At 65.9% G+C, this 25,166-nt stretch carries 31 protein-coding genes; 1 reads left to right on the plus strand and 30 read right to left on the minus strand.

The features are described from left to right. Positions 1-19: 19 nt before the first annotated feature. The 30 genes from fliQ to motA all read right to left on the minus strand — a co-directional run bounded on the left by fliQ (position 20) and on the right by motA (position 24,239). Complete coding sequence (gene fliQ / locus ACTZWT_RS17720) at positions 20-286, minus strand: flagellar biosynthesis protein FliQ (protein ID WP_444770996.1); 267 nt, start codon at positions 284-286, stop codon at positions 20-22. A 3-nt stretch (positions 287-289) separates the two neighbouring features. Next, positions 290-700 carry a flagellar hook assembly protein FlgD gene (gene flgD / locus ACTZWT_RS17725; protein WP_444770997.1) on the minus strand — a complete coding sequence of 137 codons (411 nt, stop codon included), beginning with the start codon at positions 698-700 and terminating at the stop codon, positions 290-292. Positions 701-716: 16 nt separating this feature from the next. Then, positions 717-1,127 (minus strand): flagellar biosynthesis repressor FlbT, encoded by a 411-nt coding sequence (flbT, locus tag ACTZWT_RS17730; protein WP_444770998.1) that lies wholly within the window; start codon positions 1,125-1,127, stop codon positions 717-719. A gap of 8 nt (positions 1,128-1,135) precedes the next feature. Beyond that, positions 1,136-1,483 (minus strand): flagellar biosynthesis regulator FlaF, encoded by a 348-nt coding sequence (flaF, locus tag ACTZWT_RS17735; protein ID WP_444770999.1) that lies wholly within the window; start codon positions 1,481-1,483, stop codon positions 1,136-1,138. A 43-nt stretch (positions 1,484-1,526) separates the two neighbouring features. Continuing rightward, positions 1,527-2,570, minus strand: a complete 1,044-nt coding sequence (locus ACTZWT_RS17740; protein ID WP_444771000.1) for a flagellar hook-associated family protein — start codon at positions 2,568-2,570, stop codon at positions 1,527-1,529. 5 nt (positions 2,571-2,575) lie between these two features. Then, positions 2,576-4,048, minus strand: coding sequence for a flagellar hook-associated protein FlgK (gene flgK, locus ACTZWT_RS17745; protein WP_444771001.1), 1,473 nt, complete (start codon positions 4,046-4,048; stop codon positions 2,576-2,578). A 30-nt stretch (positions 4,049-4,078) separates the two neighbouring features. Beyond that, positions 4,079-5,314: a flagellar hook protein FlgE gene (locus ACTZWT_RS17750; protein WP_444771002.1), complete on the minus strand. Its 1,236-nt coding sequence runs from the start codon at positions 5,312-5,314 to the stop codon at positions 4,079-4,081. 77 nt (positions 5,315-5,391) lie between these two features. Then, a complete protein-coding gene (locus ACTZWT_RS17755; protein WP_444771003.1) occupies positions 5,392-5,961 on the minus strand; it encodes a transglycosylase SLT domain-containing protein in 570 nt (189 codons plus the stop codon). Beyond that, positions 5,921-7,177, minus strand: a complete 1,257-nt coding sequence (gene fliK / locus ACTZWT_RS17760) for a flagellar hook-length control protein FliK (RefSeq protein WP_444771004.1) — start codon at positions 7,175-7,177, stop codon at positions 5,921-5,923. Before fliK ends, ACTZWT_RS17755 begins: the two co-directional genes overlap by 41 nt. Continuing rightward, positions 7,174-8,364: a chemotaxis protein gene (locus tag ACTZWT_RS17765; RefSeq protein WP_444771005.1), complete on the minus strand. Its 1,191-nt coding sequence runs from the start codon at positions 8,362-8,364 to the stop codon at positions 7,174-7,176. The genes fliK and ACTZWT_RS17765 overlap by 4 nt, the downstream gene beginning before the upstream one ends. Continuing rightward, positions 8,361-9,644, minus strand: a complete 1,284-nt coding sequence (locus ACTZWT_RS17770) for a MotB family protein (protein WP_444771006.1) — start codon at positions 9,642-9,644, stop codon at positions 8,361-8,363. The genes ACTZWT_RS17765 and ACTZWT_RS17770 overlap by 4 nt, the downstream gene beginning before the upstream one ends. Next, positions 9,637-10,272 (minus strand): hypothetical protein, encoded by a 636-nt coding sequence (locus tag ACTZWT_RS17775; protein WP_444771007.1) that lies wholly within the window; start codon positions 10,270-10,272, stop codon positions 9,637-9,639. The genes ACTZWT_RS17770 and ACTZWT_RS17775 overlap by 8 nt, the downstream gene beginning before the upstream one ends. Further along, complete coding sequence (gene fliF / locus ACTZWT_RS17780; RefSeq protein ID WP_444771269.1) at positions 10,269-11,900, minus strand: flagellar basal-body MS-ring/collar protein FliF; 1,632 nt, start codon at positions 11,898-11,900, stop codon at positions 10,269-10,271. Before fliF ends, ACTZWT_RS17775 begins: the two co-directional genes overlap by 4 nt. 128 nt (positions 11,901-12,028) lie before the next feature. Continuing rightward, positions 12,029-12,964: a flagellin N-terminal helical domain-containing protein gene (locus ACTZWT_RS17785; protein ID WP_444771008.1), complete on the minus strand. Its 936-nt coding sequence runs from the start codon at positions 12,962-12,964 to the stop codon at positions 12,029-12,031. Between the two features lie 202 nt (positions 12,965-13,166). Next, entirely contained in the window at positions 13,167-13,904 is a 738-nt protein-coding gene (fliP, locus tag ACTZWT_RS17790; RefSeq protein WP_444771009.1) for a flagellar type III secretion system pore protein FliP, read from the minus strand. Continuing rightward, entirely contained in the window at positions 13,901-14,347 is a 447-nt protein-coding gene (locus tag ACTZWT_RS17795; protein ID WP_444771010.1) for a flagellar basal body-associated FliL family protein, read from the minus strand. Before ACTZWT_RS17795 ends, fliP begins: the two co-directional genes overlap by 4 nt. 19 nt (positions 14,348-14,366) lie before the next feature. Then, a complete protein-coding gene (gene flgH / locus ACTZWT_RS17800) occupies positions 14,367-15,071 on the minus strand; it encodes a flagellar basal body L-ring protein FlgH (RefSeq protein ID WP_444771011.1) in 705 nt (234 codons plus the stop codon). Then, entirely contained in the window at positions 15,068-15,763 is a 696-nt protein-coding gene (locus ACTZWT_RS17805) for a MotE family protein (protein ID WP_444771012.1), read from the minus strand. Before ACTZWT_RS17805 ends, flgH begins: the two co-directional genes overlap by 4 nt. Before the next feature lie 68 nt (positions 15,764-15,831). Next, the gene (gene flgI, locus ACTZWT_RS17810; RefSeq protein ID WP_444771013.1) at positions 15,832-16,935 is read right to left on the minus strand and encodes a flagellar basal body P-ring protein FlgI; all 1,104 of its coding nucleotides are present in this window, start codon (positions 16,933-16,935) and stop codon (positions 15,832-15,834) included. Continuing rightward, positions 16,932-17,417, minus strand: a complete 486-nt coding sequence (flgA, locus tag ACTZWT_RS17815) for a flagellar basal body P-ring formation chaperone FlgA (RefSeq protein ID WP_444771014.1) — start codon at positions 17,415-17,417, stop codon at positions 16,932-16,934. Before flgA ends, flgI begins: the two co-directional genes overlap by 4 nt. Positions 17,418-17,510: 93 nt before the next feature. After that, positions 17,511-18,299, minus strand: coding sequence for a flagellar basal-body rod protein FlgG (flgG, locus tag ACTZWT_RS17820; protein ID WP_444771015.1), 789 nt, complete (start codon positions 18,297-18,299; stop codon positions 17,511-17,513). Between the two features lie 10 nt (positions 18,300-18,309). Next, positions 18,310-18,639: a flagellar hook-basal body complex protein FliE gene (locus tag ACTZWT_RS17825; protein ID WP_444771270.1), complete on the minus strand. Its 330-nt coding sequence runs from the start codon at positions 18,637-18,639 to the stop codon at positions 18,310-18,312. Continuing rightward, a complete protein-coding gene (flgC, locus tag ACTZWT_RS17830) occupies positions 18,639-19,058 on the minus strand; it encodes a flagellar basal body rod protein FlgC (protein ID WP_444771016.1) in 420 nt (139 codons plus the stop codon). Before flgC ends, ACTZWT_RS17825 begins: the two co-directional genes overlap by 1 nt. A 12-nt stretch (positions 19,059-19,070) precedes the next feature. Beyond that, positions 19,071-19,448 carry a flagellar basal body rod protein FlgB gene (gene flgB / locus ACTZWT_RS17835; protein WP_444771017.1) on the minus strand — a complete coding sequence of 126 codons (378 nt, stop codon included), beginning with the start codon at positions 19,446-19,448 and terminating at the stop codon, positions 19,071-19,073. Between the two features lie 90 nt (positions 19,449-19,538). Then, positions 19,539-20,615, minus strand: a complete 1,077-nt coding sequence (flhB, locus tag ACTZWT_RS17840) for a flagellar biosynthesis protein FlhB (protein WP_444771018.1) — start codon at positions 20,613-20,615, stop codon at positions 19,539-19,541. 11 nt (positions 20,616-20,626) lie between these two features. Continuing rightward, a complete protein-coding gene (locus tag ACTZWT_RS17845) occupies positions 20,627-21,661 on the minus strand; it encodes a flagellar motor switch protein FliG (protein ID WP_444771019.1) in 1,035 nt (344 codons plus the stop codon). A 12-nt stretch (positions 21,662-21,673) separates the two neighbouring features. After that, positions 21,674-22,072: a flagellar motor switch protein FliN gene (gene fliN, locus ACTZWT_RS17850; RefSeq protein WP_444771020.1), complete on the minus strand. Its 399-nt coding sequence runs from the start codon at positions 22,070-22,072 to the stop codon at positions 21,674-21,676. Between the two features lie 68 nt (positions 22,073-22,140). Then, the gene (locus ACTZWT_RS17855) at positions 22,141-22,422 is read right to left on the minus strand and encodes a hypothetical protein (protein WP_444771021.1); all 282 of its coding nucleotides are present in this window, start codon (positions 22,420-22,422) and stop codon (positions 22,141-22,143) included. Next, positions 22,403-23,335 carry a flagellar motor switch protein FliM gene (locus tag ACTZWT_RS17860; protein WP_444771022.1) on the minus strand — a complete coding sequence of 311 codons (933 nt, stop codon included), beginning with the start codon at positions 23,333-23,335 and terminating at the stop codon, positions 22,403-22,405. The genes ACTZWT_RS17855 and ACTZWT_RS17860 overlap by 20 nt, the downstream gene beginning before the upstream one ends. Position 23,336: 1 nt before the next feature. Next, on the minus strand, positions 23,337-24,239 hold the full coding sequence (motA, locus tag ACTZWT_RS17865; RefSeq protein ID WP_444771023.1) for a flagellar motor stator protein MotA: 903 nt from the start codon (positions 24,237-24,239) through the stop codon (positions 23,337-23,339). 140 nt (positions 24,240-24,379) lie between these two features. Between motA and ACTZWT_RS17870 the strand changes: the two genes are divergently transcribed. Beyond that, complete coding sequence (locus ACTZWT_RS17870; RefSeq protein WP_444771024.1) at positions 24,380-25,162, plus strand: DUF1217 domain-containing protein; 783 nt, start codon at positions 24,380-24,382, stop codon at positions 25,160-25,162. The last annotated feature ends 4 nt before the right edge of the window (positions 25,163-25,166 follow it).

The following is a 25,166-nucleotide window of genomic DNA, read 5'->3' on the forward strand; positions in this document are numbered from 1 at the left end:
GCGAAGGTGGCGGCCGACGTCAGAATCCGTGCTCGATCCGGGAATACACCAGCTCGGTGAAGGCGAAGATGTGGGCGCCGATGAACGAGCCCGACACCGCGACCACGATCAGCATCACCACGATCTTCGGGATGAAGGTGAGCGTCATCTCCTGCACCTGGGTCAGCGCCTGCAGCAGCGCGATCACGACGCCGACCGCCATCGCCGCGCCGACCGCGGGGCCGGACACGATTATGATCGTCCAGATCGCCTGCTGGACGATGTCGAGCGCGTCGCGTTCGTTCATGGCTCAGCTGATGGTGATGCCTGGGCCGAGCTGCACCTGAACGCCGTTGTCCAGCGTCGCGATCGTGCCGCCCTGGACGATGTACACCGCCTTGATGGTGCCGGTGGTCTGCACGCCGTCTTCGGCGGTGAACGACGCGGTCCGGCCGATCAGGCCTTCGGCCTGGGTCAGCGCGCTCGACGACAGCAGCGCGTCGAGCTTGGCGTTGGTCTGGATCGCCTGCTCGACCGACGACAACTGCGCGAACTGGCTCATGTATTGCGACGTGTCGGTCGGGCTGGTCGGATCCTGGTTGCGCATCTGCGCGATCAGCAACTGGAGAAAGTCGTCATAGCCGACCGTGGCCGACGACGAAGACGACGATACGGTGCTGCCCGTCGCCGCTGAATTCGATTGCACGCTGTCGACGACCATTTCATCCTCCTCGCATTCAAGCGGTTTCCATCTTCCACGTCGTGTCGGGGCGGGTCAGGATCGAATCCTCGATCTCGAACAGCGCCCGAAGCCGCCGCAGGGCATCGAAATATCGCTTCGCCTCGACCAGATCCTCGACCTCTTCCAGACCCTGAAGAATGTCGGCATTGTCGGTCACCGCGATCAGTTCGCAGCGCTGCACCCGGAACACCGCCCGGACGGGGTCGTTGTCGTGCGGACTCATCAGCATCAGCTGGACGACGAAGTAGAGCTGCCGCAGCGGCGTGACCGCGTCCTCGACCTGCATGACCTGGTTTTCGAGCAAGAACGCGACCTCGTTGATCAGTTCAAGCGTCACCTTGCGGTCGACCCGCAGCACCGCGCCGTTGACGTAGATCCGCTCGCCGGAACGCATCGAGATGGACATCGGCTTCTTCATGTCAGCGCGTCCCGGATGGTGACGTTGACGGCGATCAGTTGATCGACGTCGGTGGCCTTGTCGTGCCGGAGGCGATCGGCGTCCCTGATGATCCACAGCCCGATCGAGATCAGTTCGGCGCGGAGCGCCTCGGGCAATCCGTTGCGCGGGCTCGACAGGTCCTGGATGAAGAACGTCCACAGCCGCCGGATGAAGAGCAGCGCCTCGATCTGCTCGATCGGCGTCAGCTCACCGGCCTGCAGGCATTTCAGCAGGTCGATGCCGTAGTTCAAGGCGTCGCGCTCGCGCTCACGCGCTTCGCGGCCGCTGTCGGCAATCTCGGTCTCGTAACTGGCTAGCGTCATGCGATACTGCGTTCGGGTGTCGGCGCGGCGGATCCGGCGGCCATCAGAGATAGTTGAGGATGCTGAGCTGCTGGATGCGTGCGGTCAGCGCCAGCGACATCTCGAGCTGGTTGTTGAGATTGGTGACGCGGACCGAGGCTTCGGCCGGATCGACCTCTTCCATCGCTGTGACCTGCTGGGTGATCAGGTCGCCCTGAACCTTGAGCCGGCTGGTGGCGTTGGTGGTCTGCTCCTGCGCCGTGCCGAGATGCGCGCCGATGCCGGCGAGGTCGTTGATCGCCTCGCCGACGGTTCCGATCGCGGTGTCGATCACGCTCTGCAGCGCCGCCTGGTTGAGGTTCTGCGTCCCGAGATCGCTCAGCATCGTGTAGGCCATCGCGAGCTTCCTGAACGCCGGCTCGTTGGCGGTCGCCGACGAATCGATGGTCTGGGTGGTCGAGATCCGGCTGCGCATCACCTGATCCGACGACGTCGACCAGTTCGCGCCCCAGGCGGGATCGTCGAACTCGGCCTGGAGGGTGGTGTCGAGGAAGGACTGCATGTCGACCGCCGAGATGCCGGACACCAGCGGCGACGATTGCGAGAAGCCGAAGGTCGCGACGAACGCCGCGTCGATCGCGGTCTTGCTGGGCGAGCCCGCGGCGTAGTCGACCATCGGCGTGACGCCAGTGTTGGTGCCCGCGAACAGATACTGACCGTTCATGGCGACGTTCAGCGTCGAGATCAGGCTCTTGAGATTGGCCGCCGCCGATTGCGCGATCACCGTTCCGCCGTTGGCGGAATTGCGCGCCGCCAGGAGATCCTTCTGAAACGATTCGGCGGTGTCGATCAGTCCACTGATGCGCTGCTGCGAGGTGTCCAGCCGCCCGGCGACGAGCGCGTTGGTGTCGACCAGCTTGTCGATCTCGACCCGTTCGGCGCGCAGGACCACGTCGCGCCCGGCGAGGGCGCCGAGGCTGAGCCCGACATCGGCGTGTCGCCCCGTGGTCGCCTCCTTGGTCGCCCGCGACACTGCGGCCTGGCTCTTCATCGCCGCAATCCGCAGCGTCGTCGATATCGCGCTCGAAGAAATGAAAGTGCTCGCCATTGCGTTTATCCCACGGCTGCGAGGAGTTGCTTCAACATGTCGTCCACCGTCGCGATCAGCTTGGAGGACGCGGAGAACGTGCGCTCGACCTGCAACATGTAGGACATCTCGTCTTCCATATTGACGCCGTTGACGTTCGACAGCGCCTCCGCGCTGCGCTCGAGCAGTGTCTGGCTGTAGGTCGATTCGTTGCTGGCGCTCTGGCGCTGCGATTCCAGCCAGCTCACCGACGAGCCGGCGAAGTCGATCAGATTGGCGTTCGGCTTCCCCAATGCCGCGGGATCGAACGCCCGGGCGGCGGCCATCCCGTCGGCGAGTTGTTGAAGCCGATCCGAGAAGCCGGCGTTGCCGGTGGTGTTGTAGACGTAGGCGGCGCCGCCGGAGATGCCGCCGTCGCGGAGCCGGCTGGGATCGCCGCCGGCTGCCTGATCGACCGCCGCGCTGACGGCGATGGTGCCGGCCAGTCCGGCGGAGATCGCGCCGGAGGCGGGAATCGCCGGCGCGCCGGGATAGGTGAAGAGACCCGGGACGTCGGGCAGCGCCGAACCGCTCTGGTCGCTCTCGGCGAACGCCTCGATCAACCCGCGCGCGATTTCGTCGAGCTGGTTCTGGTACGACACCGTGGCGTCGTCGCGCAGCGAAGCGAGCCCGGCGAGCCTGCCCGAATGCACCGGCATCACCGCCGAGGCGCCGTTGACCGGCACGCCGTCGATATAGACCGCGTTGCCGACCGTCGCCGCGTTGTAGCCGTAGGTCGGCTCGAAGGTGACCGACCTGGCGCTCTTCTCGAACAGGGTGACGCCGGAATCGGTGTAGATCACCATGTCGTTGTTGGCGCGGGTGGCGACGGTGATACCGACTTCCTGCGACAGCTTCGACAGGATGTTGTCCCGCAGATCGAGATAATCGGTGATGTCGGACCCGGTGATGGTGCCCTTGACGACCGCGGTGTTGGCGGTCTCGAACTGCGCCAGCAACTGATTGATGGTCTCGACCGACGCCGCGAGATCGGCATCGGCGTCGGCCCTGACCGACTGCACGGTGTCGGTCGCCTCGTTGAGCGAGGCGGCCACCGCGTTCGCCGCGGTCACCGCGGCTTGCGCCAGCGTGACGTTGTCGGGCGCGGTGGCGTATTGCTGCAACGCGCTCTTCAGAACGGCGAGCTTCGCGGCCGGTGACTGGTCGAGCTCCGGATCGTCGACGGTCGCGGCCGCGATCTTCTGCAGGCCGTTATACAGCGTGTCCTGGCTGGACGAGGTCGACGTCGCCTTCAGCACGCTGTTGAACAGGCCGGCGCTGGTCGCGCGCTGGATGCCGGCGACGTAGATGCCGTTTCCAGGCATCGTCGAGAGCAGCACGTTCTTGCGGGAATAGCCGTCCTGCATCGCGCCGGCGATGTTGCGGGAGATCGCCGACGCCTGAGTCCCCGCCGCCATCAGCGACGAACGGGCCGAATTGAGCGCGACCGTGAGTGTCATGCTTGCACCTGGTCTGGTTCAGAATCTCGATCAGCGCTTCAGGTTGACGAGTACGTCGAGCAGGTCGGCGCCGGTCTGAAACACCTTGGAGTTGGCGGTGTAGCCGCGCTGCGACTCGATCATCGAGGTCAGCTCGGCGGCGAGATCGACGTTGGAGGCTTCCAGCGCTTCGGACTTGATAGTGCCTAACCCGCTGCGGCCGGCGAAATCGACCTGCACGTTTCCGGAATCGATACCGACCGAATAGACGTTGCCGGCCTCCGGCACGAGATTGTCCGGGCTCGGCACCGTCGCGAGCGGAATGCGATAAGTCGCGATCCGGGTGCCGTCGTCGTAGACCGCATACAGCGTGCCGTCGGTGTCGACCTCGACCTTGTCGATCGAACTCGGCGAATTGCCGTCGCCGGTCGCCTTGAACTGGAAGTCGTCGGCGACCTGGGTCATCGCCGACAGATCGAGGGTGAACGGCGAGCCGCCGGGAATGGTCAGGGCCAGCGAGGTCGGGCTGGCGGCGTCGAGCCGCCCCTTGCCGGTGGCGCTGACGTCGAAGGTGAAGACGTCGGACGCCAGCGCCGCCGACGAATACGGAAAGCCGCCGGCGGTGGAGTCGGCGTTGTTGTAGATCTCCATCGACCAGGTGTTGGCCGCGGTCTTGTAGGCGTAGATGTCGAGCGTCACCTTGTTGCCGATATTGTCGTAGGTGATCAGCGACGTCTTGGAGGTGTAGGCCGGCGGCCCCGCGGTGATCGCGGCGTTGGCGTCGAGATTGGCGCTGGCGACGGCGGCGGTCGACGGATTGCCTTCCAGCGCGGTCTGCCCGATGTTGACGACCTCCATCCCGGTGAGGCCGTTGGCGACGACGTTCGGCGCCCCATTGGCGAGGCTGTAGCCCATCAGATAGTAGCCGGCCGCATTGACCAGATTGCCCTCGCCGTCCGGCACGAAAGAGCCGGCGCGGGTCAGATACGGCGTCCCGCGGGCATCACTGACGGCGAAGAAGCCGTTGCCCTGGATCGCCAGATCGGTCGCGGAGGTGGTGTAGTTCAGCGTGCCCGGATCGGAGATCGCGTAGCGGACGTGGGTCTCGACGCTGCCGGAATTGTAGTTGCCGGTCCCGCTGCGGAGCACGAGCGACGAGAATTCGGTGGAAGCGCGCTTGTAGCCGCTGGTGTTGACGTTGGCGATATTGTCGGCGACGGTCGACAGCTTGTTCGATTGCGCGGTCATGCCGGAGCCGCCGGTGCGCATCACTCCATAAAGACTCATCGATCCTTCTCCCTTCCGAGTGTCCGCATTAGACGCGCCAAGCCTTGCGTGAGGCTGATCGCGACGACGACGAATGGTTACTTCGGCGCTGCGGGCGGGCCGCAGAACGAACGGGCGTCGCCGGTCCACGCCCCGAACCCGCTGGCCACGAGATTCCCGATCACGCTGCAGACGTAGCGTCGCTGCCCGGCCTTGTTGGCCGGGCCCGCGTTGTAGCGCGCCACCGCCATGGTCCAGCTGCCCTCGCGCGCTCGCAGCTCGCGCAGAAAGCGCGCGGCGTAGTCGACGTTGCGGGCCGGGTCGAACATCGACTCGACCTCCGCGAATTTGCCGCCGTGATAGTAGTGATTGATCTGCATGCAGCCGAGATCGACCAGCCTGGCGCCGCTGCGCCTGGCCGCGGTGAATTCCGCCATCGCCTCGCTCAGGCTGCCGGCGACGACGGTGCGCCCGTCGACATTGAGCGCATAAGGCCGCAGCACGTTCTTCGCACCGGTCTCGGTGAGCCCGACCGAGTACAACACGCCGAGCGGGACGCCGTGCCGGACCGACGCGAGCGCCATCTGCCGCTCGCACGGCCCGTTGGCGCGCGCCGCACCCGACAGGCTACAGATAGACAGCGCCGTCAGTGCCAACGCGATCGGCATCGTTGTTCCGGGGGCGCTCCGCCGGATCGGCAATCTGGTCATGCGGCTGCCTGCTGTGACGCGACCCGGCGTTGGGGTCGCCGGATTGGCGCTGTGCGCCGGCGTCGCCGAGTTGCGATCCGCCCGGCGACGATTGCGAAGGCCTGTGGTCCTGCTGCGCCTGTTGCTGACCGGCGCCCGCGCCGGAATCGGCCGGGCGGCTCTGGTCGATCGCGGCGATCTCGAATGTGTAGCCGGCCGATTGCATCGCGTCGGTGAGCGCGCCGCGCTCATGCCGGAGCAGTTGCGCGGTGTCGGGACGATCGGCGGAGAGACGGACCTGGACCGCATCCCCGACCAGCCGCATCTTCACGGTGACGGCGCCGAGGTCCGGCGGATCGAGCTGCAGCGTCAGCGTCCTGACCGGCGTGGCGGCCGGCCGATCGGACGCCGCCGGGCTCGCCGCTGACGCCGGCGCGGCCGGGCTCGACATCGCGGGCAGGTCGGCTCCGATCCGGTCGACGATCTTCTGCAGCAGGGTGAATGGCTGGACAGGTTCGAAATGCGTCTCCTGCTGCCGCACCACCACCTTCACCTGCACCGCAGTGCGGGTGTCGGAGAACGCGGCCGAGGTCTGCCAGCGCGGCTCGGCGGCAGCGCTCGTGCGGCTCTCGGTCGCGAGGCTCAGTTCGGGCTCGGCGCTCTGGCGCTGCGGCCGGCCCGGCGACGGCGCGACCGGCGTTATCGCGTCGGCCTCGTCGTTGTCGGAGGCTGCGACCGGCGGGCGGGGCTGATCGAGCCGCGAGATCAGCACGCTCAGGCTCGCATCCGGACTGGTCCAGTCCGGCTGGTCGCGCCTGTCGTCGGTGTCGACCGGCCGTTCGGCGCGCGGCTTCGGTGTGGCGGCGGGAGCAGACGACGCGAACGCGATCTCCGCGGCCGGGTGCTGCGGCGGCTCGATCCGCTGGATCAGGCTCGGCTCGATCGGGTCGCGCGGCGCGGGCTCAGCCTCGCGCTTCGGTTCGGGCTTCGGTTCGGGCTTGAGTTCGGGCTTCGGCTCCGCTTTGGCGGACTGCGCGATCCGGCGGAGCTGGTCGCCGAAATGCGCGACCCTGCCCTTGTCGTCCTTGCCGGCGCTGCCGTCCTTGCCAACCGCGACGTCGGCGAGGCTCGGCCGCGATGGTGTTCTTGCGGTGGCGAGCTGACGGAACGCCGCCAGCAGATCGGCATTGGTCATGGCTTGCCCTCCTCTGATGGCGGCCGGTCCTGGTCGAGAAGTTTCTGCGCACGATCGAGCGCATCCGACGACGAGCCGAATTCGATCCGCGACCGCACGGCGCTGTCGCCATCGCCGGCGACCTCGAGCGGCCCGGCGATCAAGGCCGCCGGCTTGCGCATGTTGCGCCCGAGCTCGAGCGCCGCCGTCAGCAGCTCGGCATCGGCGCCCGGCAGCCGGTTGCGGTCGAACTGCTGCAGGTCACGCAGCGCCTGCTCGTAGTCGCCGCTGACCAGACGCGCGGTCGCGCGAAAGAAATCGGCGCGTGCCCGTTCGGGGCTTTGCTCCTCGGTCAGCCTGATCAGGCGTTCTGCGGCGAGAGTGGCCATCTCGGTCTTGCCGCGGATCAACGCGGTGCGGGTGATCAGCACGTAGAGCGCACGCTGGCTGGCGCGGTCGAGATGATCCAGCACCGCGGCGAGCCGCCAGAACCGGTCCGCCTGCTGCGCGAAGCTGAAACGCGCCACCGACAGCGCGAAGCGCTGACGAAAATTCCCCGCATAGATCGAATGCCGGAAGCGGCGGAAATACTGCGAGGCGAGCGACTCGAACTTGTCGAAATCATCGGCCTGACCGACCAGAAAGATCTCGCGGCGCAACGCGGCTTCCTCGATCAGCGTCCCCGGCATCGCCAGCCGGACCTGATCGAGGCGCTTGATCGTGCTCTCGACGTCGCTGCGGGCGAGCAACGCCGATTGCGCCAGCGTGATCTCGGCGGCCAGCGTGTCGGGCAGCGCGTGCGCGTCGACACCGCCCAGCAGCGGCCGCGCGTCGTCGGGCCTGCCTTCGACGTAAGCGAGCGCGCCGTCGAGAATGGCCGGGTCGAGGCCCAGCAAATTCTTCGCCCGCAAGTCGCGGATCACCTTCGGATCGCCGCCGCTGAGCAGGAAGGTGACGGCCGCGCGCGCATTGCGCGGATCCTTCCACACCTCCGGATCGGCCTGCAGCAAGTCCTCGCCCAGCCGCTTCAGCAGCCCGGACTGCTGATTGTGCGCGTCGAGCGAGCCATAGGCGATCCGGTCCTGCAAAGCCTGCAGCTTGCGAACCGACCGGTAGGGCGGGCTCGCCGCTGCCGGCGCCGATTCGTCCGCGCGGGCCGAGCCGATCACGGCGAGCAAGGCGATGGCGGCGATGGCGGCGCGGGTCATGGCGCAAGCGTGCGGATCAGAATTTCGATGCGGCGATTCTGCGGCGCCGACGGATCGTTCGGCAGCTTCGGGCGGCGATCGGCGTAGCCCTCGATGCGCTCGACACGCTTGCCCTCCAGGCCGCCGCGGATCAGCATGTGATAGGTCATGTGCGCCCGGGCAGTCGACAGCCGCCAATTGTCGTAGTCCGTCGACGAGCGGTAGGGACGGTCGTCGGTGTGGCCGCGGACGATCACCTGCCCCGGGGTGCGCGCGATCAACGGCGCGATCTTGTCGAGCACCCGCACCAGATCCGCCGACGGACGCGCGGAGCCGGTGGCGAACATGACGTTGCTGGCATCGTCGGTCAGATTGATCAGGAGCCCTTCGGAGGTCTCGCGCAATTCGGTCGCGGGGCGCGACGCGCCGAGCGGCGCCAGCGCTGCAGCGACCGCCGCCTGCAATGCGCCGGCATTGCTTCGCGCCGGCGCGGCTTCCTGCGTCGGCGCCGCCGGCGGCGCGACGGGCGCGGGATTTTTCGGCGCTTCGTCGGCGAACAACCTGACGGGCCTCGGATCGTCGTGCCGATCGGGCTTCGCCGCGGCGCTTTCCAGCGGCTGGGCGCCCTTGCCCGGCGACGCGGTCGCGTCGGGCTGTCCCTGACGCGGACGGCGTCCCTGTCCTTCGATCAGTGCGGCCGCGTCGACGTCGAACGGCAGGCTGCCGATCTCGCTGCGGCCGGATTGCTGGTCCTCCACCGGCGATTTCGACGCCATCGGCCAACTGATCGGATCGAACGGATCGCGGTTGGCTTCACCGCCCTTCAGACCGTCGGCGCGGCTGGCCTCGATCGACGTGCCGCCTGGCGTCGGCGGTGACGGCGGACCGGCGATCTCCGACAGGATCGCATAGGGATCGCGAAACAAGGCGGTTTCGTCGAAATGCGTCTGGGCGCGTTCGGGCCGCTTGGTGGCTTTCGCCGCCTTGTCGGTCTCGGGGAGCGGCTTCGAGCTTTCGCCTTCGTCCGCCTTGCCGGCATCGATGCGCTTGGCGTCGTTGATTCCCTTGCGGTCGGGGGTGGAGTCGGTGAGCCTGATCGGGTTGAAGTAGCTGGCGACGCTCTCGCGCGTTTCTTCATTGGTGGCGTTCATCAGCCACATCACCAGAAAGAACGCCATCATCGCCGTCATGAAATCGGCATAGGCGATCTTCCAGACGCCTCCCTTCACGTCGTCGTCGAGCGAACTCCAGCGCCGAATGACGATCAGTTCCGGCTTTTCCCGTTCGGACGGCTCAGTCAAGAAACGCTACTTTCAGGCGATCGGCCCAGATCCTGAGCTGGGTTTCGAGAACGATCTGATCGATCGCGACCGCGACCTCGGCGACGGGTTCGGCGCGCAGCTCGATCGACGCGGCGCGAACGCCGAGCTCGCGCCGCACCAGATCAATCAGATTGGACGGACCCGTGATCCGAATTGCCGGCCGGTAATTGTCGGACACGATCGACGACAGCCGGCCGACGAAATCGCGCACGGCCTCGCGCTGGATCTGGGTCATGATCAGTGGTTCGAGCAGCCGCGCGGTGACGGAGGCGACATTCGCCTCGAACCGCCCGCCGATCTGCAGCACGTCGGCGGCGATCTTCGCGGCGCCCTCGTTCAGGAGATTCTGCCGCTCCTCGTCGAGCTGGGCATTGAACCGGATTCGCTCGTCGTTGAGCTTCTGCTCGTAGTCGGCCAGCGCCGCGGCCTGGCCGTCGGCGTAGCCGCGCTGATACGCATCGTCGTCCGGCGGCGGCGCCGGCTTCGGCGGCGGCGGCTTGCCGCTGGAATGCAGCGCCTGGTCGAACGGGACCACCCGGCTGCGGATCTTCGGCGCGTCCTGACGATCGAAGTCGGCCAGCAGCCTTGCTACTTTCTCCGCGCTCATGCCGCCTGCTCCTGTCGGATCCACTGCTTCAGCACCGCCGCGGCCTGCTTCTCATCGAGCTGCACGATCTGCTCGAGGCGTTTCTGCGGCGTGTGCTGCGCCCGTCGCGCGATGTCGGTCACCAGATTCGGCATCGCCTCGTGCGCAAGCTGCGGCGGCGTCGCGCCGTCGCCGGCCAGCATGCCGACGCCCTCGCCCGCCAGCAGCGGCGTCTCGTTCGATCTGGCGCCGGCCAGCACGGTGTTGATCGCCGGCCGCAAGCCGAACCAGATCAGCATGCCGGCCACGGCGAGGATGGTGATGGCGCTGACGACGTTGCCCGACTGGCGGATCAGCGCCTCGGTCAGCGACACGCCGGGGACCGGCGCGAAATCGCGCGCGCCTTCCATGAATTCGACGGCGGACACCTGAATCTGATCGCCGCGCGACCGGTCGAGCCCGGCCGCCGTCCCGGCGAGCTGCGCGATCTCGGCGACCCTGGCCTCGATCGCGGCCTCGCTGGCCTTGTCACCGAGGCTGGCCGCGAGCCGCGGGCGATTGATCAGCACCGCCAGGAACATCTTGTTGACGACGAAGCCGTCGCTGGTCGTCGTGGTGGTCTTCGACGACACTTCGAAGTTGGTGACGTCTTCGCGCCGCTGCTTCTCGTCGTTCGAGTTCTTGCCGCCGGTGGCGTTGTTCGGCTGGTCCGGAAGATTCTGCTGGACCGTGGTCGGCGTCTGCCGGTCGAGGCTCTGCGACGATTCCTTTTCACGCACCGAACGTATCGAACGCTGCGCGCGGGATTCGGGATCGTAGACGATCTCGTTGGTCTGCCGCTTGTCGGTGCTGATCTGGGTCGCGACGCTGACTTCGAAATTGTCGAGACCGAGATACGGCGTCAACGCCTTGCTGACGTTGTCCTGGATCAGCCTGCTGACGACGCGCTGCAGATTGGCCATCGTCGTCGGGCTCGAGCCGACGCCGTCGTCGTCGGTGCCGAGCAGCGATCCATCGCTGTCCAGCACCGTCACCTTGTCGGGCGTCATTCCCGGCACCGCGGCCGCAACCAGATGCCGGACCGAACGCGCGGTGCGCGCGTCGGCGGGAACGTCGGTCCTCAGCACCACGGAGGCCGAAGGCGGCGCCTGCTCGCGCCGGAACGAGCCACGCGCCGGCATCACGATGTGAACGCGCGCAGCCTTGACGCCCTTGATCACCTGGATGGTCCGCGCGATCTCGCCTTCGAGCGCGCGCACCCTCGTCACCTCCTGCATGAACGACGTCAGGCCGAGCGAGCCGATCTTGTCGAACAGTTCGTAGCCGCCGCCGGCGCTGCTCGGCAGTCCCTTGTCGGCGAGCAGCGTCCGCGCCTGCGCCGCCTGACCGGGGCGAACCAGGATGGTGTCGCCGGCGGAGTTGATGTCGAAGCTGATATTGGCCTCGCGCAGCGCCGCGCTGACGCGCGTGACGTCGTCGCGGCCGAGCCCCGAATACAGCACGTTGAATTCCGGCCGGCTGAGATAATAGGCGCTGCCGCCGACCGCCAGGAAAACCGAGATTCCGACCGCCGCCAGAATCGCCAAGCGCCGCCCGCCGAGCTCAAGCAGATTGCTCCAGAGTTTCTGCGCGTAGTCGCGATTGAACATCGAACCCTCTGCCATGCTTCCATGCCGACTATCGGTCGGGAAGCTTGTCTGGGGATTGCGCGATCCGGACATAAGTAACGGCCGCGACCAGCGAGGCCGCGGCCGTTACCATGATCGAGCGCGTGCGCTTACTGGAACAGCGACAGGATGCTCTGGCTGCCCGAATTGGCGATCGACAGCGCCTGGATGCCGAGCTGCTGCTGAACCTGCAGCGCCTGCAGCCGGGTCGATTCCGCGTTCATGTCGGCGTCCACCAACTGACCGACGCCGCGATCGATCGCGTCGCGCAGCGACTTGACGAAGTTGGAGTTGGAGTCGATGCGGGTCTTGACCGCGCCGAGATCGGCCGAAGCCTGGGTCACGGCGCTGAGGGCCTGGTCGACGATCGCAACGTAGTCGTTCAGCGTCTGCAGGTCGGCGGCAGAGTCGGTCAGCGCCGAGATGTCGATCGTCGCCACCGACGCAGTCGTGGTGCCGACGGTGACGTCCTTGTCCATGATGCCCGCCGGGGTGCCGCCGGCCGGGTCGTACAGCTTCAGCCCGTCGATGTCGATGTCGATGGTCTTGATCGCCACCGTGCCGCCGACGCGGGTGAACGACGACACCACCGACTTGGTGGCGTTGTAGCCGGCGGCGCTCGAGTCGACCGTCAGCCAGTTTTCGCCGTTGAACACCGCCAGGCCCGAGGTGTTCTCGAGGTCGTCCTGGATCGCGGAAAGTTCGGCCTGCACCTTGGCGCGATCGACGCCGGGCTCGCGCGCGGCGACGAGCTTGGCCTTCATCGCGGTCAGGCCGCTCTTGCTGTCGCCGACCACGGAGGTCAGCGCGGTGTACATGGTGTCGACGGTCGCGGCGCCGAGACCGAGAGCGTCGGACACCGCCGACAGGGCTTCGTTGTCCGAACGCATCGTGGTGGCGATCGACCAGTAAGCGGAGTTGTCGGAAGCGGTCGCGACCCGGAAACCGGTGGAGATTCGGTTCTGGGTGGTCGCGAGGTTGGAGCTGACCGTGCGCAGAGTCTGCAGGGCGGTCATCGCAGAGGTGTTCGTCAGAAGGCTCGACATTGGATGTCCCTTGTTTGATTTGACGTCTTGGGGGGGGGGACATACCGGGCTTGCACCGGTACGACAGGGCGGCATCATGCCTTTGGTTCGCCGATACACGGGGATCGGCCCAACCTGTCGTCGTTTGCGCAATCTAGCCGCCAAACCTTGCTCAAAGCTGAACGGCGCGACCGCGTTTCGCCGCAACGCCCGCAACCGCGCGTTACGGCAGAAACGATCTGACCAGACCGACGGACAGAAGACTCCAGCCGTCGATCAGCACGAAGAACAGCACCTTGAACGGCAGCGCGAACACCGTCGGCGGCATCATCATCATGCCCATCGACATCGTCAGCGTGGCGACGACCATATCGATGACGAGAAACGGCATGATCACCAGGAAGCCGATTTCGAAAGCTCTTCGTAGTTCCGAAACCATGAACGCCGGAATGATCACGCGCAGATCGACCTTCTCGCCCTCGGCGCGCACGCGGAGGCTTTCCGCGGCGAGCTCTTCGAAGGTCCGCAGGTCCTTGTCCCGGACGTGGGCCAGCATGAACTCGCGGAACGGATCGGTGACGCGCGAGAACGCTTCCTTTTCCGAGATCTCGTTCTGCATCAGTGGCTGCACGCCGTCGCGCCAGGCCCGGTCGAAGGTCGGCGCCATGACGTAGAAGGTCAGAAACAGCGCCAGGCTGACCATGATGATGTTCGCCGGCGTGGTCTGCAACCCGAGCCCGGAGCGCAGGAACGACAGCGCGACGACGAACCGGGTGAAGCTCGTCACCATGATCAGGAGGCCGGGCGCGAGCGACAGCACCGTGAGCAGCGCGACCATCTGAATGACGCGGCCGCTGGCGCTGCCCTGCCCCGGCGGAATCAGCGTCGACAGATCGGGAATCTGGGCGAGTGCCGCGGTGGGAAGCAGCAGCAGGAGGGCGGCGAGAACGGCGCGCGTCATTGCACGACCAAGGTTTCGATGATCAATTCCCGCACCTTTCCGCCGGAGCGGATCGCCGCCCGCTCGTTGAGATCCTCGCGCAGATATTGCAACCCCCGCGCGCCCTCGATCTGCTCCGGTGAGATCGTCCGGAGATAAGCGAGCGCGTCCTCACCGATCTTGGCGACGACGACGCTGGCTTCTTCCGCGTTCAACTGGTCGGTCACCACCGATGCCTCGAGACGGACCCAGACGCCGGGCGGCGAAGCGAGGTTGGTGACGATCGGCGACACCTTGTGCAGCCGGGCGTTCGGTCCGAACGCCGCCGGGGAGACCGCCGGCTCCTTCACCTCTTTCTTGCTGTCCGCGATCCGCTGGAACGACGACAGCAGATGCAGCCCCGACAGCACCCCGGCGCCCATCGAGACGGCCGTGAGCACCAGAACCACCGCGACCCATTGCATGACGCGTCCCTCTTCGTGCTCAGAACGGAACCACCTGATCGTAGATCTGCTGGCCCCAGGCGGGTTGCTGCACCTCCATCAGGCGGCCGCGCCCTCCATAGGAGATGCGAGCCTCCGCGACCTTCTCGTAGGCGATGGTGTTGTGACGGGTGATATCGAGCGGCCGGACGATGCCGCCGACATTGACGACGCGCATCTCGTAGTTGACCCGCACCTCCTGCGATCCGCTGATCAGCAGGTTGCCGTTCGGCAGCACGTCGACCACGACCGCCGCGACCGAGAATTTGACCTCCTCGGCGCGGTCGATCTTGCCGGTGCCCTTGGTCGAGGTCTTCGAATTGACGTTGGCCTCGAACTCTCCGCTCTTCGACCACGGCAGGAATTCGGCCAGATAGTCGGCGCCCAACCTGGTCTGCGAATCGCGCGAGCGATCGGTCTTGTTGTCGAGGATCGCCTTGTCGTTCATCGAGATGGTGACGGTCAGCAGATCGCCGACGCGCGATGCGCGGGGATCGCGGTACAGATCCTTGCGCTCGTCGAACAGTGAGTGACGGCGCGGCGCGTTGCGATCGCGCTGCTCCACCGGAATTCCGCGGGCGTCGGCGTGCAGTCCATGGCCGATAGGCGACATGAACGGCGCCTGGTTGATCTCCGCGGGATTGACCGCGCAGCCGGCCAAAGCAAGGCCGGCTACCACGGCCGGGAGAATAGGCGTGAACTTCATTGCGTGCTCTTTCCGTCGTCGGCGCGACGCATCCCGGCGAGGGTGTCGGCGAGCTGAGCGCCGCGGCCCGGCTCCATCTCGTTGAGAATTGCGCTGGCATTGCGGGCGCGAAGCTTGGCGAGGACCGCGGCCGCGGTGTCGTCCGACATGCTGGCGATCTGCTGCGCCGCGGCGTCGGGATTCATCCGCGAGTAGATGTCGACGACGCTGTCTTCGGCCTTTTTCAGGAAATCCTCCCGCCGCTTCAGCCACTCCTCGTATTCCGCGCGCTTGGCCTCGAGCTCGGCGATGCGCTGCCGCAGCCTGGCCTCGGCGGTCTCGAGCTCCTTCTGCTGCCAGGCGACACGCGCATCCAACGCGGTGTCGGCGATGTTCTTGCAGAACCGTGCAGCGTCGGTGTCGGTCCGCGCGGCCGGCTCTTCGCGCGCGGCGGCGGCAGCGGCAGCGGCGGCCGCCGCCGGCGCGGCCGCCGTCTTGGCGATCTGTCCGGTCGTCAGCTCCGGCTGCTGCGACGGCGCGACCGCGACCTTGGTCGATCGCTTCTGGCGCGCGGCCGATGATTTGGTGAACTCCGTCAGGTCGAGAGGCTTGGCCAACTTCTGTGCGGGCTGCGCTCGCGCCGGCGTCTGTCCCGCCATCGCGATGCAGCCCGCCAGCACAACCGTCGTCGCCGATATCGCAAATCGTGCCATGCGTGTTCTCGTGATCAGTTGGTGCGAGCGTTGCACGCCCAAGCTTGTGCGGCGCTGACCCGGCATCGCTACTGAATGACGAGATCGGCCTGGAGCGCGCCGGCCGCCTTGATCGCCTGCAGGATCGCGATGATGCCCGACGGCTTGAGGCCGATCTGATTCAGCCCGCGGACCAGCCGCTGCAGGTCGGTGCCGCGCAGGATCGCGATCTTCGCGCCGGGCTCGTTGGCGTCGATGAAGGTCTGCGGGACCACCACGGTCTGGCCGCGCGGCGAGAACGGCGCCGGCTGCGACACCACCGGCGCCTCGGTGATCCGAACGCTGAGATTGCCGTGGGTGACCGCGACGGTCGACACCTGCACGTTGCGGCCGATCACGACGGTGCCGGTGCGTTCATCGATCACGACCCGCGCCGGCGTGTCGGGCTCGACCTGAAGCTCCTCGATCTCGGCGATGAAGCGGACCGGCGACATCCATTTCGGCCGCGCCAGCACCACCGTCCGGTAGTCGCGCTCGAACGCGACGCGGGCCCGATAGCGCTCGCTGCCGAGCTGATTGATCGCATCGATGACCCGCATCGCGGTGACGAAGTCCGGATTCTTCAATTCGAGAACCAGCGATTCGCCGTCGTTGAACCGGCCCCGCACTTCGCGTTCGATCAGCGCCCCGTTGGGAATCCGGCCCGCGGTGGCGACGCCCTGGCTCACCGTCTGCGCCGCGCCTTCGATCGAGTAGCCGCCCACGGCGACCGCGCCCTGCGCGACCGCGTAGGTCTCGCCGTCCGCGCCGCGCAGCTGGGTCATCACCAGCGTTCCGCCGAGCAGCGAGGTGGCGTCGCCGAGCGAGGAAATCGACACGTCGATCCGGGTTCCCCGCGCCACGAACGGCGGCAGATCGGCGGTGACGACGACGGCGGCGACATTGCGGGTGCGCAGCAAGGTGCCGCGGATGTTGATGCCCATATTGTCCAGCATCGACTGCAGCGACTGCTCGGTGAAGGGCGCGTTGCGCAGCGTGTCGCCGCTGCCCTTGAGGCCGATCACCAGGCCGTATCCGAGAATTTGATTTTCCCGCACGCCCTTCAGGCTGGCGATGTCCTTGATCCGCACCGCGGCGTCGGCCGCCGTGAGCAGCAAAGCGAGGATGGCGCCCGAAATCAGCAGCCGGATCATCCGTTTTGAATCCGCACTGATCCGTCCGGCTGCACCACGCCCCTGATCGTCACCCCGGTGTCGAGATTGCGGAGCGGGATCGTCGCGCCCTCGCCGCCGGATTGCAGCGAAGTGCCGTAGGTGACGATCGACAGCCCGCCGTCCTCGATCGTCACTTTGACGACGCTGCCGCGGGTGACGATCTTCTGTTCCTCGATCGCGTTGATCGGGATCAGGTAGCCCGGCAACAGCGTTCGCCGGGCGATGCGCCCGACAGCCGCGGTCCGCTCGTTGACGAACGCCGCGAGGCCGGACAAATTCGGCGCGAATGCGCGATCGATCAGCATCTCGTCCTTGATCGCCTCGCCCGGATAGATCGTCGTGGCCGGGACCGGCAGCCGTACCGGATCCGCCGCCGCGGCTGCGCCGCACATCGGCAAGACCCCGACGGCCGCAACGACGATCCGCCGCAGGGCGATCGAAATGGCACGCACACCCAGCATCATCCGTTTCCGATTTGAGAGCCCGTCCGGGTCCGGTCAAACCGGAGCCGGACCCTGTGTTGTCGTTCGGCGCGCCGTCTTCGGACGCGCCGGTCAGCGAAGCCCCTTGGAGACGGTCGACGCCATCTCGTCCGCCGCCTGGATCACCTTCGAATTCATCTCGTAGGAGCGCTGCGCCGAAATCAGTTCGGTGATTTCCTTGACCGGATCGACGTTGGAGCTCTCCAGATAGTGCTGGTGGATCTTGCCGAAGCCGAGATCGCCCGGGACGCCGACGACCGGAACGCCGGACGCGAGCGTTTCCTTGTAGAGATTTCCGCCGAGCGGCTCGAGGCCGGCCTGATTGGCGAAATTGGCGAGCGTGAGCTGGCCGATCTGGCGCGGCGCGATCTCGCCGTCGAGCTTGGCGTAGACCTCGCCGGATTCGTTGACGGTGACTTCAACCGTCCCCTGCGGAATCAGGATCGCGGGATCGACAGTGTAGCCGTCGGCGGTGACGAGCTGCCCGTCGGCGTTGGTGTTGAACGATCCGGCTCGCGTGTACAACGTAAAGCCGTTCGGACCGGCGACCTGAAACCAGCCGCGGCCGTTGACCGCGAGGTCGTAGGTGTTGCCGGTCTGGGCCAACGTGCCCTGCATGTGCAGCTTGCGCACCGCCACCGACCGCACGCCGAGCCCGAGCTTGGCGCCTTCCGGCACGGCGCCCTCGCCGACCCGGTTCGGAACGCCCTGCATGCGATCGATCTGATAGAACAGATCGGTGAATTCGGCGCGCGCCCGTTTGTAGGACGTGGTGTTGATGTTGGCGATGTTGTTGGCAATGACCTCGACGTTGAGCTGCTGAGCGCTCATCCCCGTGGCGGCAATAGCAAGGGCTCTCATCGATCCGACCTCATATCGCCATTCGGCTGACTTCTTGATAGGCCTGGACGACCTTGTCCCTGACCGCGACGGCCAGTTGCAGCGTGCGTTCGGCGGACATCACCGCCTCGACCACGCGCTGGGCCGAGACCTTGCCCTGGATCGACGAGATCGACGCGGCTTCGCCGGCTCTCAACGACCCGATCGCATCGGCCGCGACCTGCTCCATGATCCTGTCGAATCCCACGGCCGCACTGCCGGGGCCGCCGATCGCCGGCGCGGGCGGCGCCATCGGCGCGGCGATCTGGTTCGTCCTGGCGGCGCCTGCGCCGTCCACGATCGAAGACAACGTATCCAGCATCACGACCCCCTCAGCAAATCAATCGTCATCGACACCATCGACCTCGCCTGTTTCACCACCTGCAGCCCGGCTTCGTAGGAGCGGTTGGTTTCCCGCATGTCCGCCATCTCGATCAGCATGTTGACGTTCGGCAGCTTGACGTAGCCGCTCGCGTCGGCGGCGGGATGGCTGGGCTCGTACTCCGTCCGGAACGGCGCGGAGTCGACGCCGATATCCTTGACCTTGACGACCCGGACCCCGGCCGCGCGATCCATTTCGGCGGTGAACGTCGTGGTCTTGCGCGCATAAGGCTCGGCGCCGGGGACGCGCCCGGTGGAATTGGCGTTCGCCAGATTCTCCGAGACGACGCGCAACCGCGTCGACTGCGCCTCGAGCCCGGAGCTCGCGATCTGAACGGAAGCCTGCAACGGATCAATCATCGGCGGCTCCTATCAGGCCTTCGCGCTGGTCATGAACATGCGGTGGAAGGATTTGACGATCGCGGTGTTCAGCGAGTAGTCGCGGTTGATGTCGCCGGCCTTCAGCATCTCCTGCTCCAGGCTGACCGAATTTCCCGAATGCACGACTTCCCAACTGTCCTGCTTGCGGACGCCCTGCGCGCGCACGGTGTCGCCGGTGGTGATGTGCATCGGCGACGTCACCGCCACCGGCACCACCCTGTTGTCGAGCAGCTTGGCGAACGGCTCGATGTCCTGCGCCCGGAAGCCCGGCGTGTTGGCATTCGCGACATTCGACGAGATCGCCGCCTGTCGCAGTGACAACCAGTGTGCCTGCGACGACGCGACATCGAACAGATAGATCGGTCCCACTGCGCCCTCTCATGCTTTGACCGCTCCTTGATACGCGGTCAAACTTGTCCGAGGCTGGCGCGACGATCTTTCGCGGCGCACCGCGCCCGCTCACGAGCCGGGCTTCTTCCGGCCCGCGTGCAGGAAGTAGATGATCTCCGCGACCGGGCGATAGAACTCGGCCGGGATCACCCGGTCCAACTGCGCGACGTCGTACATCGTGCGCGCCAGCAGCTTGTCTTCGATCACCGGAACGCCGTTCTGCTCTGCGATCTCCCTGATCTTCAAGGCGATCAGATCCTGCCCTTTGGCGACCACCGTGGGCGCGGGGTCTTCGCCGTGCTGATATTTGAGCGCGATCGCGTAGTGCGTGGGATTGGCGATGACCAGCGTCGCACGCGGCACCGCCGCCAGCATCGCCTTGCGCGCGCGATCGCGCGCGATCGAGCGCATCCGTGACTTGACGATCGGATCGCCTTCGGCCTGCTTGAATTCGTCCTTCAGTTCCTGCTTGGTCATCCGCAGATCGCGCCGCCAATGAAACCGGGCCCAGGCGAGGTCCAACGCCACCAGCACGATGGTCGCGATGCTGACCGCCGAGACCAGCCGCATCGCGGCCGACAGGATCAGCTCCGGGACGGCCGCCGGATCTCCGAACAATGCATTCACCGCAACGGTTTCCTCAGCCTGCAAGACGATCGCGACGACAATGCTGATGGCGAGAAACTTGGACACCGACTTCCCGAATTCGACGCGCCCCTGACTTCCGAATATCCGATCCCATCCCTTGGCGACCGAAATGCGCGAAAGGTCGGGGGTGATCCGCTCGAACACCAGATTCGGCGCGTTCTGGAAGATCGACGCCGCCACTCCCGCCAGCGCCAGCACCGTGACGATGGGGATTACCAGGCGCGCCGCACTCGCACCGACCGTCATCAGCAACGCGACGGCATCCGCGCCGTTGCGAATGCGGATTCCGGCGGGATCGTCGATCATCCGCGCCAGCGTCGCGCTGAGACCGCGGACGTTGCCGACGGTGAGAAAGCTCTGGATCAGGAGCAGCGCGATCATCGAGGCGAAGATCGAGACTTCGCGAGAGACCGGAATTTTGCCTTTCTCGACGGAGTCGCGGATTTTCTTTTCCGTCGGCTCCTCGGTCTTGCTTTCCTTGTCGGGCGCCTCGGACACGGTCTATGGCTTCACGTGAACAACGGCTGGTCTTCTTCGTCCGGATTGAGATCGATCTCTCCCCGCCCGGCCATTTCGAGTGCGAGATCGGTGATGACCCGCCGCGCCTCGACGATTTCCCGGTGGTTCGCCGGAACGCCGTTGGCGAGTTCGTGATCGACCAGCCGGCGGGTGCGCGAGGCCAGCGACGACAGGATCAATTCGCGGAACGTCGCGTCCGCGCCCTTGAGCGCCGTCACGACGCGGTCGGTCGGAACCTGATCGAAGATCAGCATGCGCGCCTTGGGCGTGAGATTGACGATGTCGTCGAAGGTGAACAGCATCCCTTTCAGGATCTCCGCCGATTTCGGCCGGGACTCGGCGAGGCTCTTGAGCGATTCCTCCATCTGCGCTCGCTCCATCTTGTTGATGATGTCGGCCATGCGCGGATAGGTGTCGGCGGCAAGATTGCGCTCGAAATTGATCATGAAGTCTTCGTGCATGGTCTTTTCGATGATGCTCATCGCATCCTCGACGACCGGCTTCAGGCTCAGCATCCGCCGCATCAGGCCGTGCCGGATATCGCCCGGCAGATGGCTCATCACCCGCGCGGCGCAGGCCGGCTTGACGCGCGACAGGATCAGCGCGGCGGTTTGCGGATGCTCCTTGAGCAGATAGTTCGCGAGCAGGCTCTCCGATACGAACGAGATCCGCTCCCAGACCGATTTGGTCTTGTTGCCCGACACCTCGGACATCAGATCCGAGATCTGCTCAGCAGGCAGAACGCCGGCCAGCAGTTGTTCGAGTTCGCCCACGGTCGCCGAGATGTTCGGGCCCGCGGTGAAATTCTGCGCGAACTCCTCGATGATCGATTCGAGCTCCGGCGTCGAAATCGGCGTCAGTTCGGACGCCGCCCGGGTGACGATCTTGATCTCGTCGGGATCGAACTGCTTGAGCACCGTGCCGGACAGCTCCCGACCCATCGCCAGCAGCAACACCGCGACCTTCGCGGTGCCGCTCAGCGATTTGACGTCGGGGGCGGTCTTGGCGGGCGGATTGATGGCCATCACTGTAACTCGCTAGGCCATGGCATCGCCGGCGATTCCCCCGACGATTTCGGTCAGCGACACGCCGAACCGGGAGTTCTCGTCCTCGACCACGACCACCGCCCCCCGCGCCACGATCCTGCCGTTGACCACGACCTCGACCGGTTCGCCGACGCGATGATCGAGCGGGATCACTGCGCCGCGTCCGAGTTTCATCAGATCGGCGACCGGCATCACGGCGGAGCCGAGCAGAACCTGGACGGTGACGGGAATTCGCAGAATCGAATCGAGGTTGGTCAGCCGGCTGGTTTCTTCGGCGGCGCGCGCCGCCAGATCCGCCAGCTTGCCGAACGAGGCGCCGTCGGGCCTGCTCGCATCGGATCCGGCCGCCGTCGCGGCGTTGTTGAGATCGACTTCAAACGATTGCTTCATGTCACCTGCTTTCTCGATGATAGTCCCGCCGGCGCGCCGGCGCCGGCAGCGCCTCCGGGGTCAGCGCCTCACCCACCCGACATTTCCCGCTCCGCGTTCATCTCGGCGATCGTCGCGCGCGCCTGCTCGATCCGGTCACCGAGCAGGCCGACGAGTTGCTTCCCCTCGTCGCCGAAGTCGCGCACCCGGACGACCATCTCGTCCATCGCCTCCGACGTCTTGCCGAAGACGTAGGCGAATTCGGCCTGGGCGCTGCGCAGCCGCACCAGTTCGCGGTGCATTCTGGTGACGCGGACACTGGTGAACAGAAGCGCGGTCAACAGGATCAGATCAACGAGATAGGATGCCATCGAGAAACTCCCGCTTCTGATCCGCCGATTCCTGGACTTGCAGCGAGTATGCGCCGTCGAGTTGCCCGAGCTGGCACCAGAACAGCCGCTGATCGTTGCATTCGAGACGCACCATCGTCTTCGGCGTCGCGTTGAGCTTGAGCACCTGCCCGACATGGAAGTGCGCGACTTCGCCGAGCGTGAACTCCCGCTCTTCGAGCACGGCCTTCAGCACCACCTCGGTGCGCTGAATCTCGCTGTGCAGCTGGCGGCTCCAGTTCGGATCGGTGGACACCGACTCGCCCGAGACGATCTGCGACAGCACCGTGCGGATCGGATTCAGCGCCCCGTGGGGAATTGCGATGAACATCTCGCCGCCGCGGTCGAGCGCCTGAAGCAGGATGTTGGCGCACACCGCCATGTTGTTGAGCCGGCCGATCGCCAGATAGTCCATCCGCGTCTCGACCCGTTCGAGATCGAAGGTGACGTCGGCGACGCGGGAGAACGACGTCTTCAGCGCCTTGCCGAAGCGCTCGAACAGCACCTGCGCGACGTGAAGCTCGACATTGGAAAACACCCGCGGCATGTCCAGCGGCGGCTCGGCGCCGTCGGCACCGAACAGCAACTCGATCATCGTGTAGACGAAATCGCGATCGAACCCGATCAGGATCCTGGCGTCCCAGGCCTGGGCGTAGAACACCGCGGCGATCGCCTCGCCCTCGTGACGATCGAGAATGTCGGAGAGGCGGTCGCTGGCGACGCCGCTCAACGAGAAGTAGGATTGCGACGGCGACATCGACCGCAGGCTCTCCGCGCACAGATTGGTCATCTGGTCGAACACCACATGCAGCATCGGCATGCGCTCGACCGAGATCCCGGCTGCGCCGAGCAATTGATCCGAGGCCTGGTCCGGTTGTCCCGATTTCACGTCCACCTCAGGCTCCCGCTGCGCGCGCGGCCGGCGTCGGGGCTTCACCCTTCTTGGCCGCCCCGGATATCGTCTCGCTCTCGACCACGTCGATCGACGGACGCTCGTTCGACCCGATCATCTTGCGGCCGTGCTCGATCGCGATCTGCGGCAGCGCGCCGTTCATGAAGGCGAGCAGCGTCTGCTTGACGATGATGTACATGCGACACTGCTGCTCGCGGACCGACTTGATCTTGGCCGCCAGCGGCGCGACCAGGCTGTAGGACAGGAAGATGCCCGCGAAGGTGCCGACCAGCGCCGAGCCGATCAGGCCGCCGAGTAGCTTGGGTGACTGATCCAGCGCACCCATCGCCTTGATGACGCCGAGGACCGCGGCCACGATGCCGAGCGCCGGAAGCCCCTCCGCCACCATCATCATCGAGCTGTAGGGCTTCAGTTTGCTGCGGACGATGGTGTCGATCTCTTCGTCCATCAGCGCCTCGATCTCGTGCGGTCTGGCGCTTCCCATCACGATCAGGCGGAAGTAGTCGCAGATGAAGCTGGTCAGGGCTTCATTCGCCAGCACGGTCGGAAACGCGGTGAAGATCTCGGAGGACTCCGGCTCGTCGATATGCGCCTCGACCTCGTTGCGGCCCTTGTTGCGGACTTCCCGCATCAGCGAATGCAGCAGGCCGAGAACATCGAGGTAGTCGCGCTGCTTCGGCACCGACATGGTCAGCGCCTGCCTGATCGCGACGCCGCTGTCGAGCACCACCTTCCACGGATTGGCCACGATGTAGGTGCCGAGCGCCATGCCGCCGATGATGACGAACTCCCATGGCTGCCAGATCACGCTGATGTGCCCGCCCAATGCGGTGAACCCGCCCAGCAGGCTGGCGAAGGTGATGATGGTACCGAACAAGATGCTCAAGCGATTCGCTCCGGACTGGTCCGAATCAACTAGGCGACGAATCTTGCTCGAAGCTGACATCGGCGGCGACAGGCCCGCGCAAGCTTGACGACGGAGCTTCGCATCCGGCCTCGTTCGCCGATTTCGAGGAAGGGCACGTCATGGTCTCGACCATCGTCAACTACCAACTCGTCACCAAAGACATCACCCGTTCGCTGCAGCGGACCGCGGACAAGCCGGACGTGTCGCGCGACACGAAATACTATCTGACCCACATCGGCGACGTGAAATCGATCGACGATTTCATCGGCGACTACCGGCTGTTCTCCTATGCGATGAAGGCCCACGGGCTGTCGGACATGACCTACGCCAAGGCTTTCCTGCGCAAGGTGCTGACTGAAGGAATTTCGGATTCGTCGAGCTTCGCCAACAAGCTGGTCGACACGCGCTATCGCGATTTTGCCGCGGCCTTCAATTTCGCGTCGCTGGGCGAGCAGGCGACCAACACCACCGGCGCGACCACAGGGACCGCCGAGAAATACATCCGGCAGTCGCTCGAGGAGGACGCCGGCAAGGACAACGAAGGCGTGCGGCTGGCGTTGTATTTCGAGCGCAAGGCCCCGACCATCAAGACCGCCTACCAGATCCTGTCCGACAAGGCGCTGCTGCAGGTGGTCCAGACCGCATTCGGGATCTCGCCGCTGACGGCAATGGCCGACATCGACAAGCAGGCGGCGATGATCGAGGCCAAGGTCGACTTCGCCGACTTCCAGGACCCGGCCAAGCTACGGACCTTCCTGCAGCGCTTCTCGGTGATGTGGGACGTCGAAAACAACCAGGCGACGTCCGCGGCCGCGCCGCAGATCCTCACCGGCCAGCCGATCGAGTTCGGACTGAGCGCCCGCATTCTCACCAGCCTGCAAGGCTTGAAGCTCGGAAGATAGACAC

Source organism: Rhodopseudomonas sp. NSM, assembly GCF_052445935.1.
Taxonomy (GTDB): Bacteria; Pseudomonadota; Alphaproteobacteria; order Rhizobiales; family Xanthobacteraceae; genus Rhodopseudomonas.

Bases quoted from the DNA above. Each gene is read 5' to 3' on its own strand.
- flgI (WP_444771013.1), bottom strand. From the start codon at position 16,935: ATGATCCGGCTGCTGATTTCGGGCGCCATCCTCGCTTTGCTGCTCACG.
- ACTZWT_RS17750 (WP_444771002.1), bottom strand. From the start codon at position 5,314: ATGAGTCTTTATGGAGTGATGCGCACCGGCGGCTCCGGCATGACCGCG.
- flgH (WP_444771011.1), bottom strand. From the start codon at position 15,071: ATGAAGTTCACGCCTATTCTCCCGGCCGTGGTAGCCGGCCTTGCTTTG.
- ACTZWT_RS17805 (WP_444771012.1), bottom strand. From the start codon at position 15,763: ATGGCACGATTTGCGATATCGGCGACGACGGTTGTGCTGGCGGGCTGC.
- flaF (WP_444770999.1), bottom strand. From the start codon at position 1,483: ATGACGCTAGCCAGTTACGAGACCGAGATTGCCGACAGCGGCCGCGAA.
- ACTZWT_RS17765 (WP_444771005.1), bottom strand. From the start codon at position 8,364: ATGACCCGCGCCGCCATCGCCGCCATCGCCTTGCTCGCCGTGATCGGC.
- ACTZWT_RS17855 (WP_444771021.1), bottom strand. From the start codon at position 22,422: ATGGCATCCTATCTCGTTGATCTGATCCTGTTGACCGCGCTTCTGTTC.
- ACTZWT_RS17845 (WP_444771019.1), bottom strand. From the start codon at position 21,661: ATGGCCATCAATCCGCCCGCCAAGACCGCCCCCGACGTCAAATCGCTG.
- flgK (WP_444771001.1), bottom strand. From the start codon at position 4,048: ATGACACTCACGGTCGCGCTCAATTCGGCCCGTTCGTCGCTGATGGCG.
- flgD (WP_444770997.1), bottom strand. From the start codon at position 700: ATGGTCGTCGACAGCGTGCAATCGAATTCAGCGGCGACGGGCAGCACC.
- flgG (WP_444771015.1), bottom strand. From the start codon at position 18,299: ATGAGAGCCCTTGCTATTGCCGCCACGGGGATGAGCGCTCAGCAGCTC.
- fliQ (WP_444770996.1), bottom strand. From the start codon at position 286: ATGAACGAACGCGACGCGCTCGACATCGTCCAGCAGGCGATCTGGACG.
- ACTZWT_RS17785 (WP_444771008.1), bottom strand. From the start codon at position 12,964: ATGTCGAGCCTTCTGACGAACACCTCTGCGATGACCGCCCTGCAGACT.
- ACTZWT_RS17775 (WP_444771007.1), bottom strand. From the start codon at position 10,272: ATGAGCGCGGAGAAAGTAGCAAGGCTGCTGGCCGACTTCGATCGTCAG.
- ACTZWT_RS17755 (WP_444771003.1), bottom strand. From the start codon at position 5,961: ATGCCGATCGCGTTGGCACTGACGGCGCTGTCTATCTGTAGCCTGTCG.
- fliP (WP_444771009.1), bottom strand. From the start codon at position 13,904: ATGACGCGCGCCGTTCTCGCCGCCCTCCTGCTGCTGCTTCCCACCGCG.
- flgC (WP_444771016.1), bottom strand. From the start codon at position 19,058: ATGATTGATCCGTTGCAGGCTTCCGTTCAGATCGCGAGCTCCGGGCTC.
- fliN (WP_444771020.1), bottom strand. From the start codon at position 22,072: ATGAAGCAATCGTTTGAAGTCGATCTCAACAACGCCGCGACGGCGGCC.
- flgA (WP_444771014.1), bottom strand. From the start codon at position 17,417: ATGCTGGGTGTGCGTGCCATTTCGATCGCCCTGCGGCGGATCGTCGTT.
- ACTZWT_RS17825 (WP_444771270.1), bottom strand. From the start codon at position 18,639: ATGCTGGATACGTTGTCTTCGATCGTGGACGGCGCAGGCGCCGCCAGG.
- ACTZWT_RS17795 (WP_444771010.1), bottom strand. From the start codon at position 14,347: ATGCAATGGGTCGCGGTGGTTCTGGTGCTCACGGCCGTCTCGATGGGC.
- ACTZWT_RS17740 (WP_444771000.1), bottom strand. From the start codon at position 2,570: ATGGCGAGCACTTTCATTTCTTCGAGCGCGATATCGACGACGCTGCGG.
- flbT (WP_444770998.1), bottom strand. From the start codon at position 1,127: ATGTCCATCTCGATGCGTTCCGGCGAGCGGATCTACGTCAACGGCGCG.
- fliF (WP_444771269.1), bottom strand. From the start codon at position 11,900: ATGTTCAATCGCGACTACGCGCAGAAACTCTGGAGCAATCTGCTTGAG.
- fliK (WP_444771004.1), bottom strand. From the start codon at position 7,177: ATGACCAATGCCGATCTGCTGGCGGCGTTCCGTCAGCTCGCCACCGCA.
- ACTZWT_RS17870 (WP_444771024.1), top strand. From the start codon at position 24,380: ATGGTCTCGACCATCGTCAACTACCAACTCGTCACCAAAGACATCACC.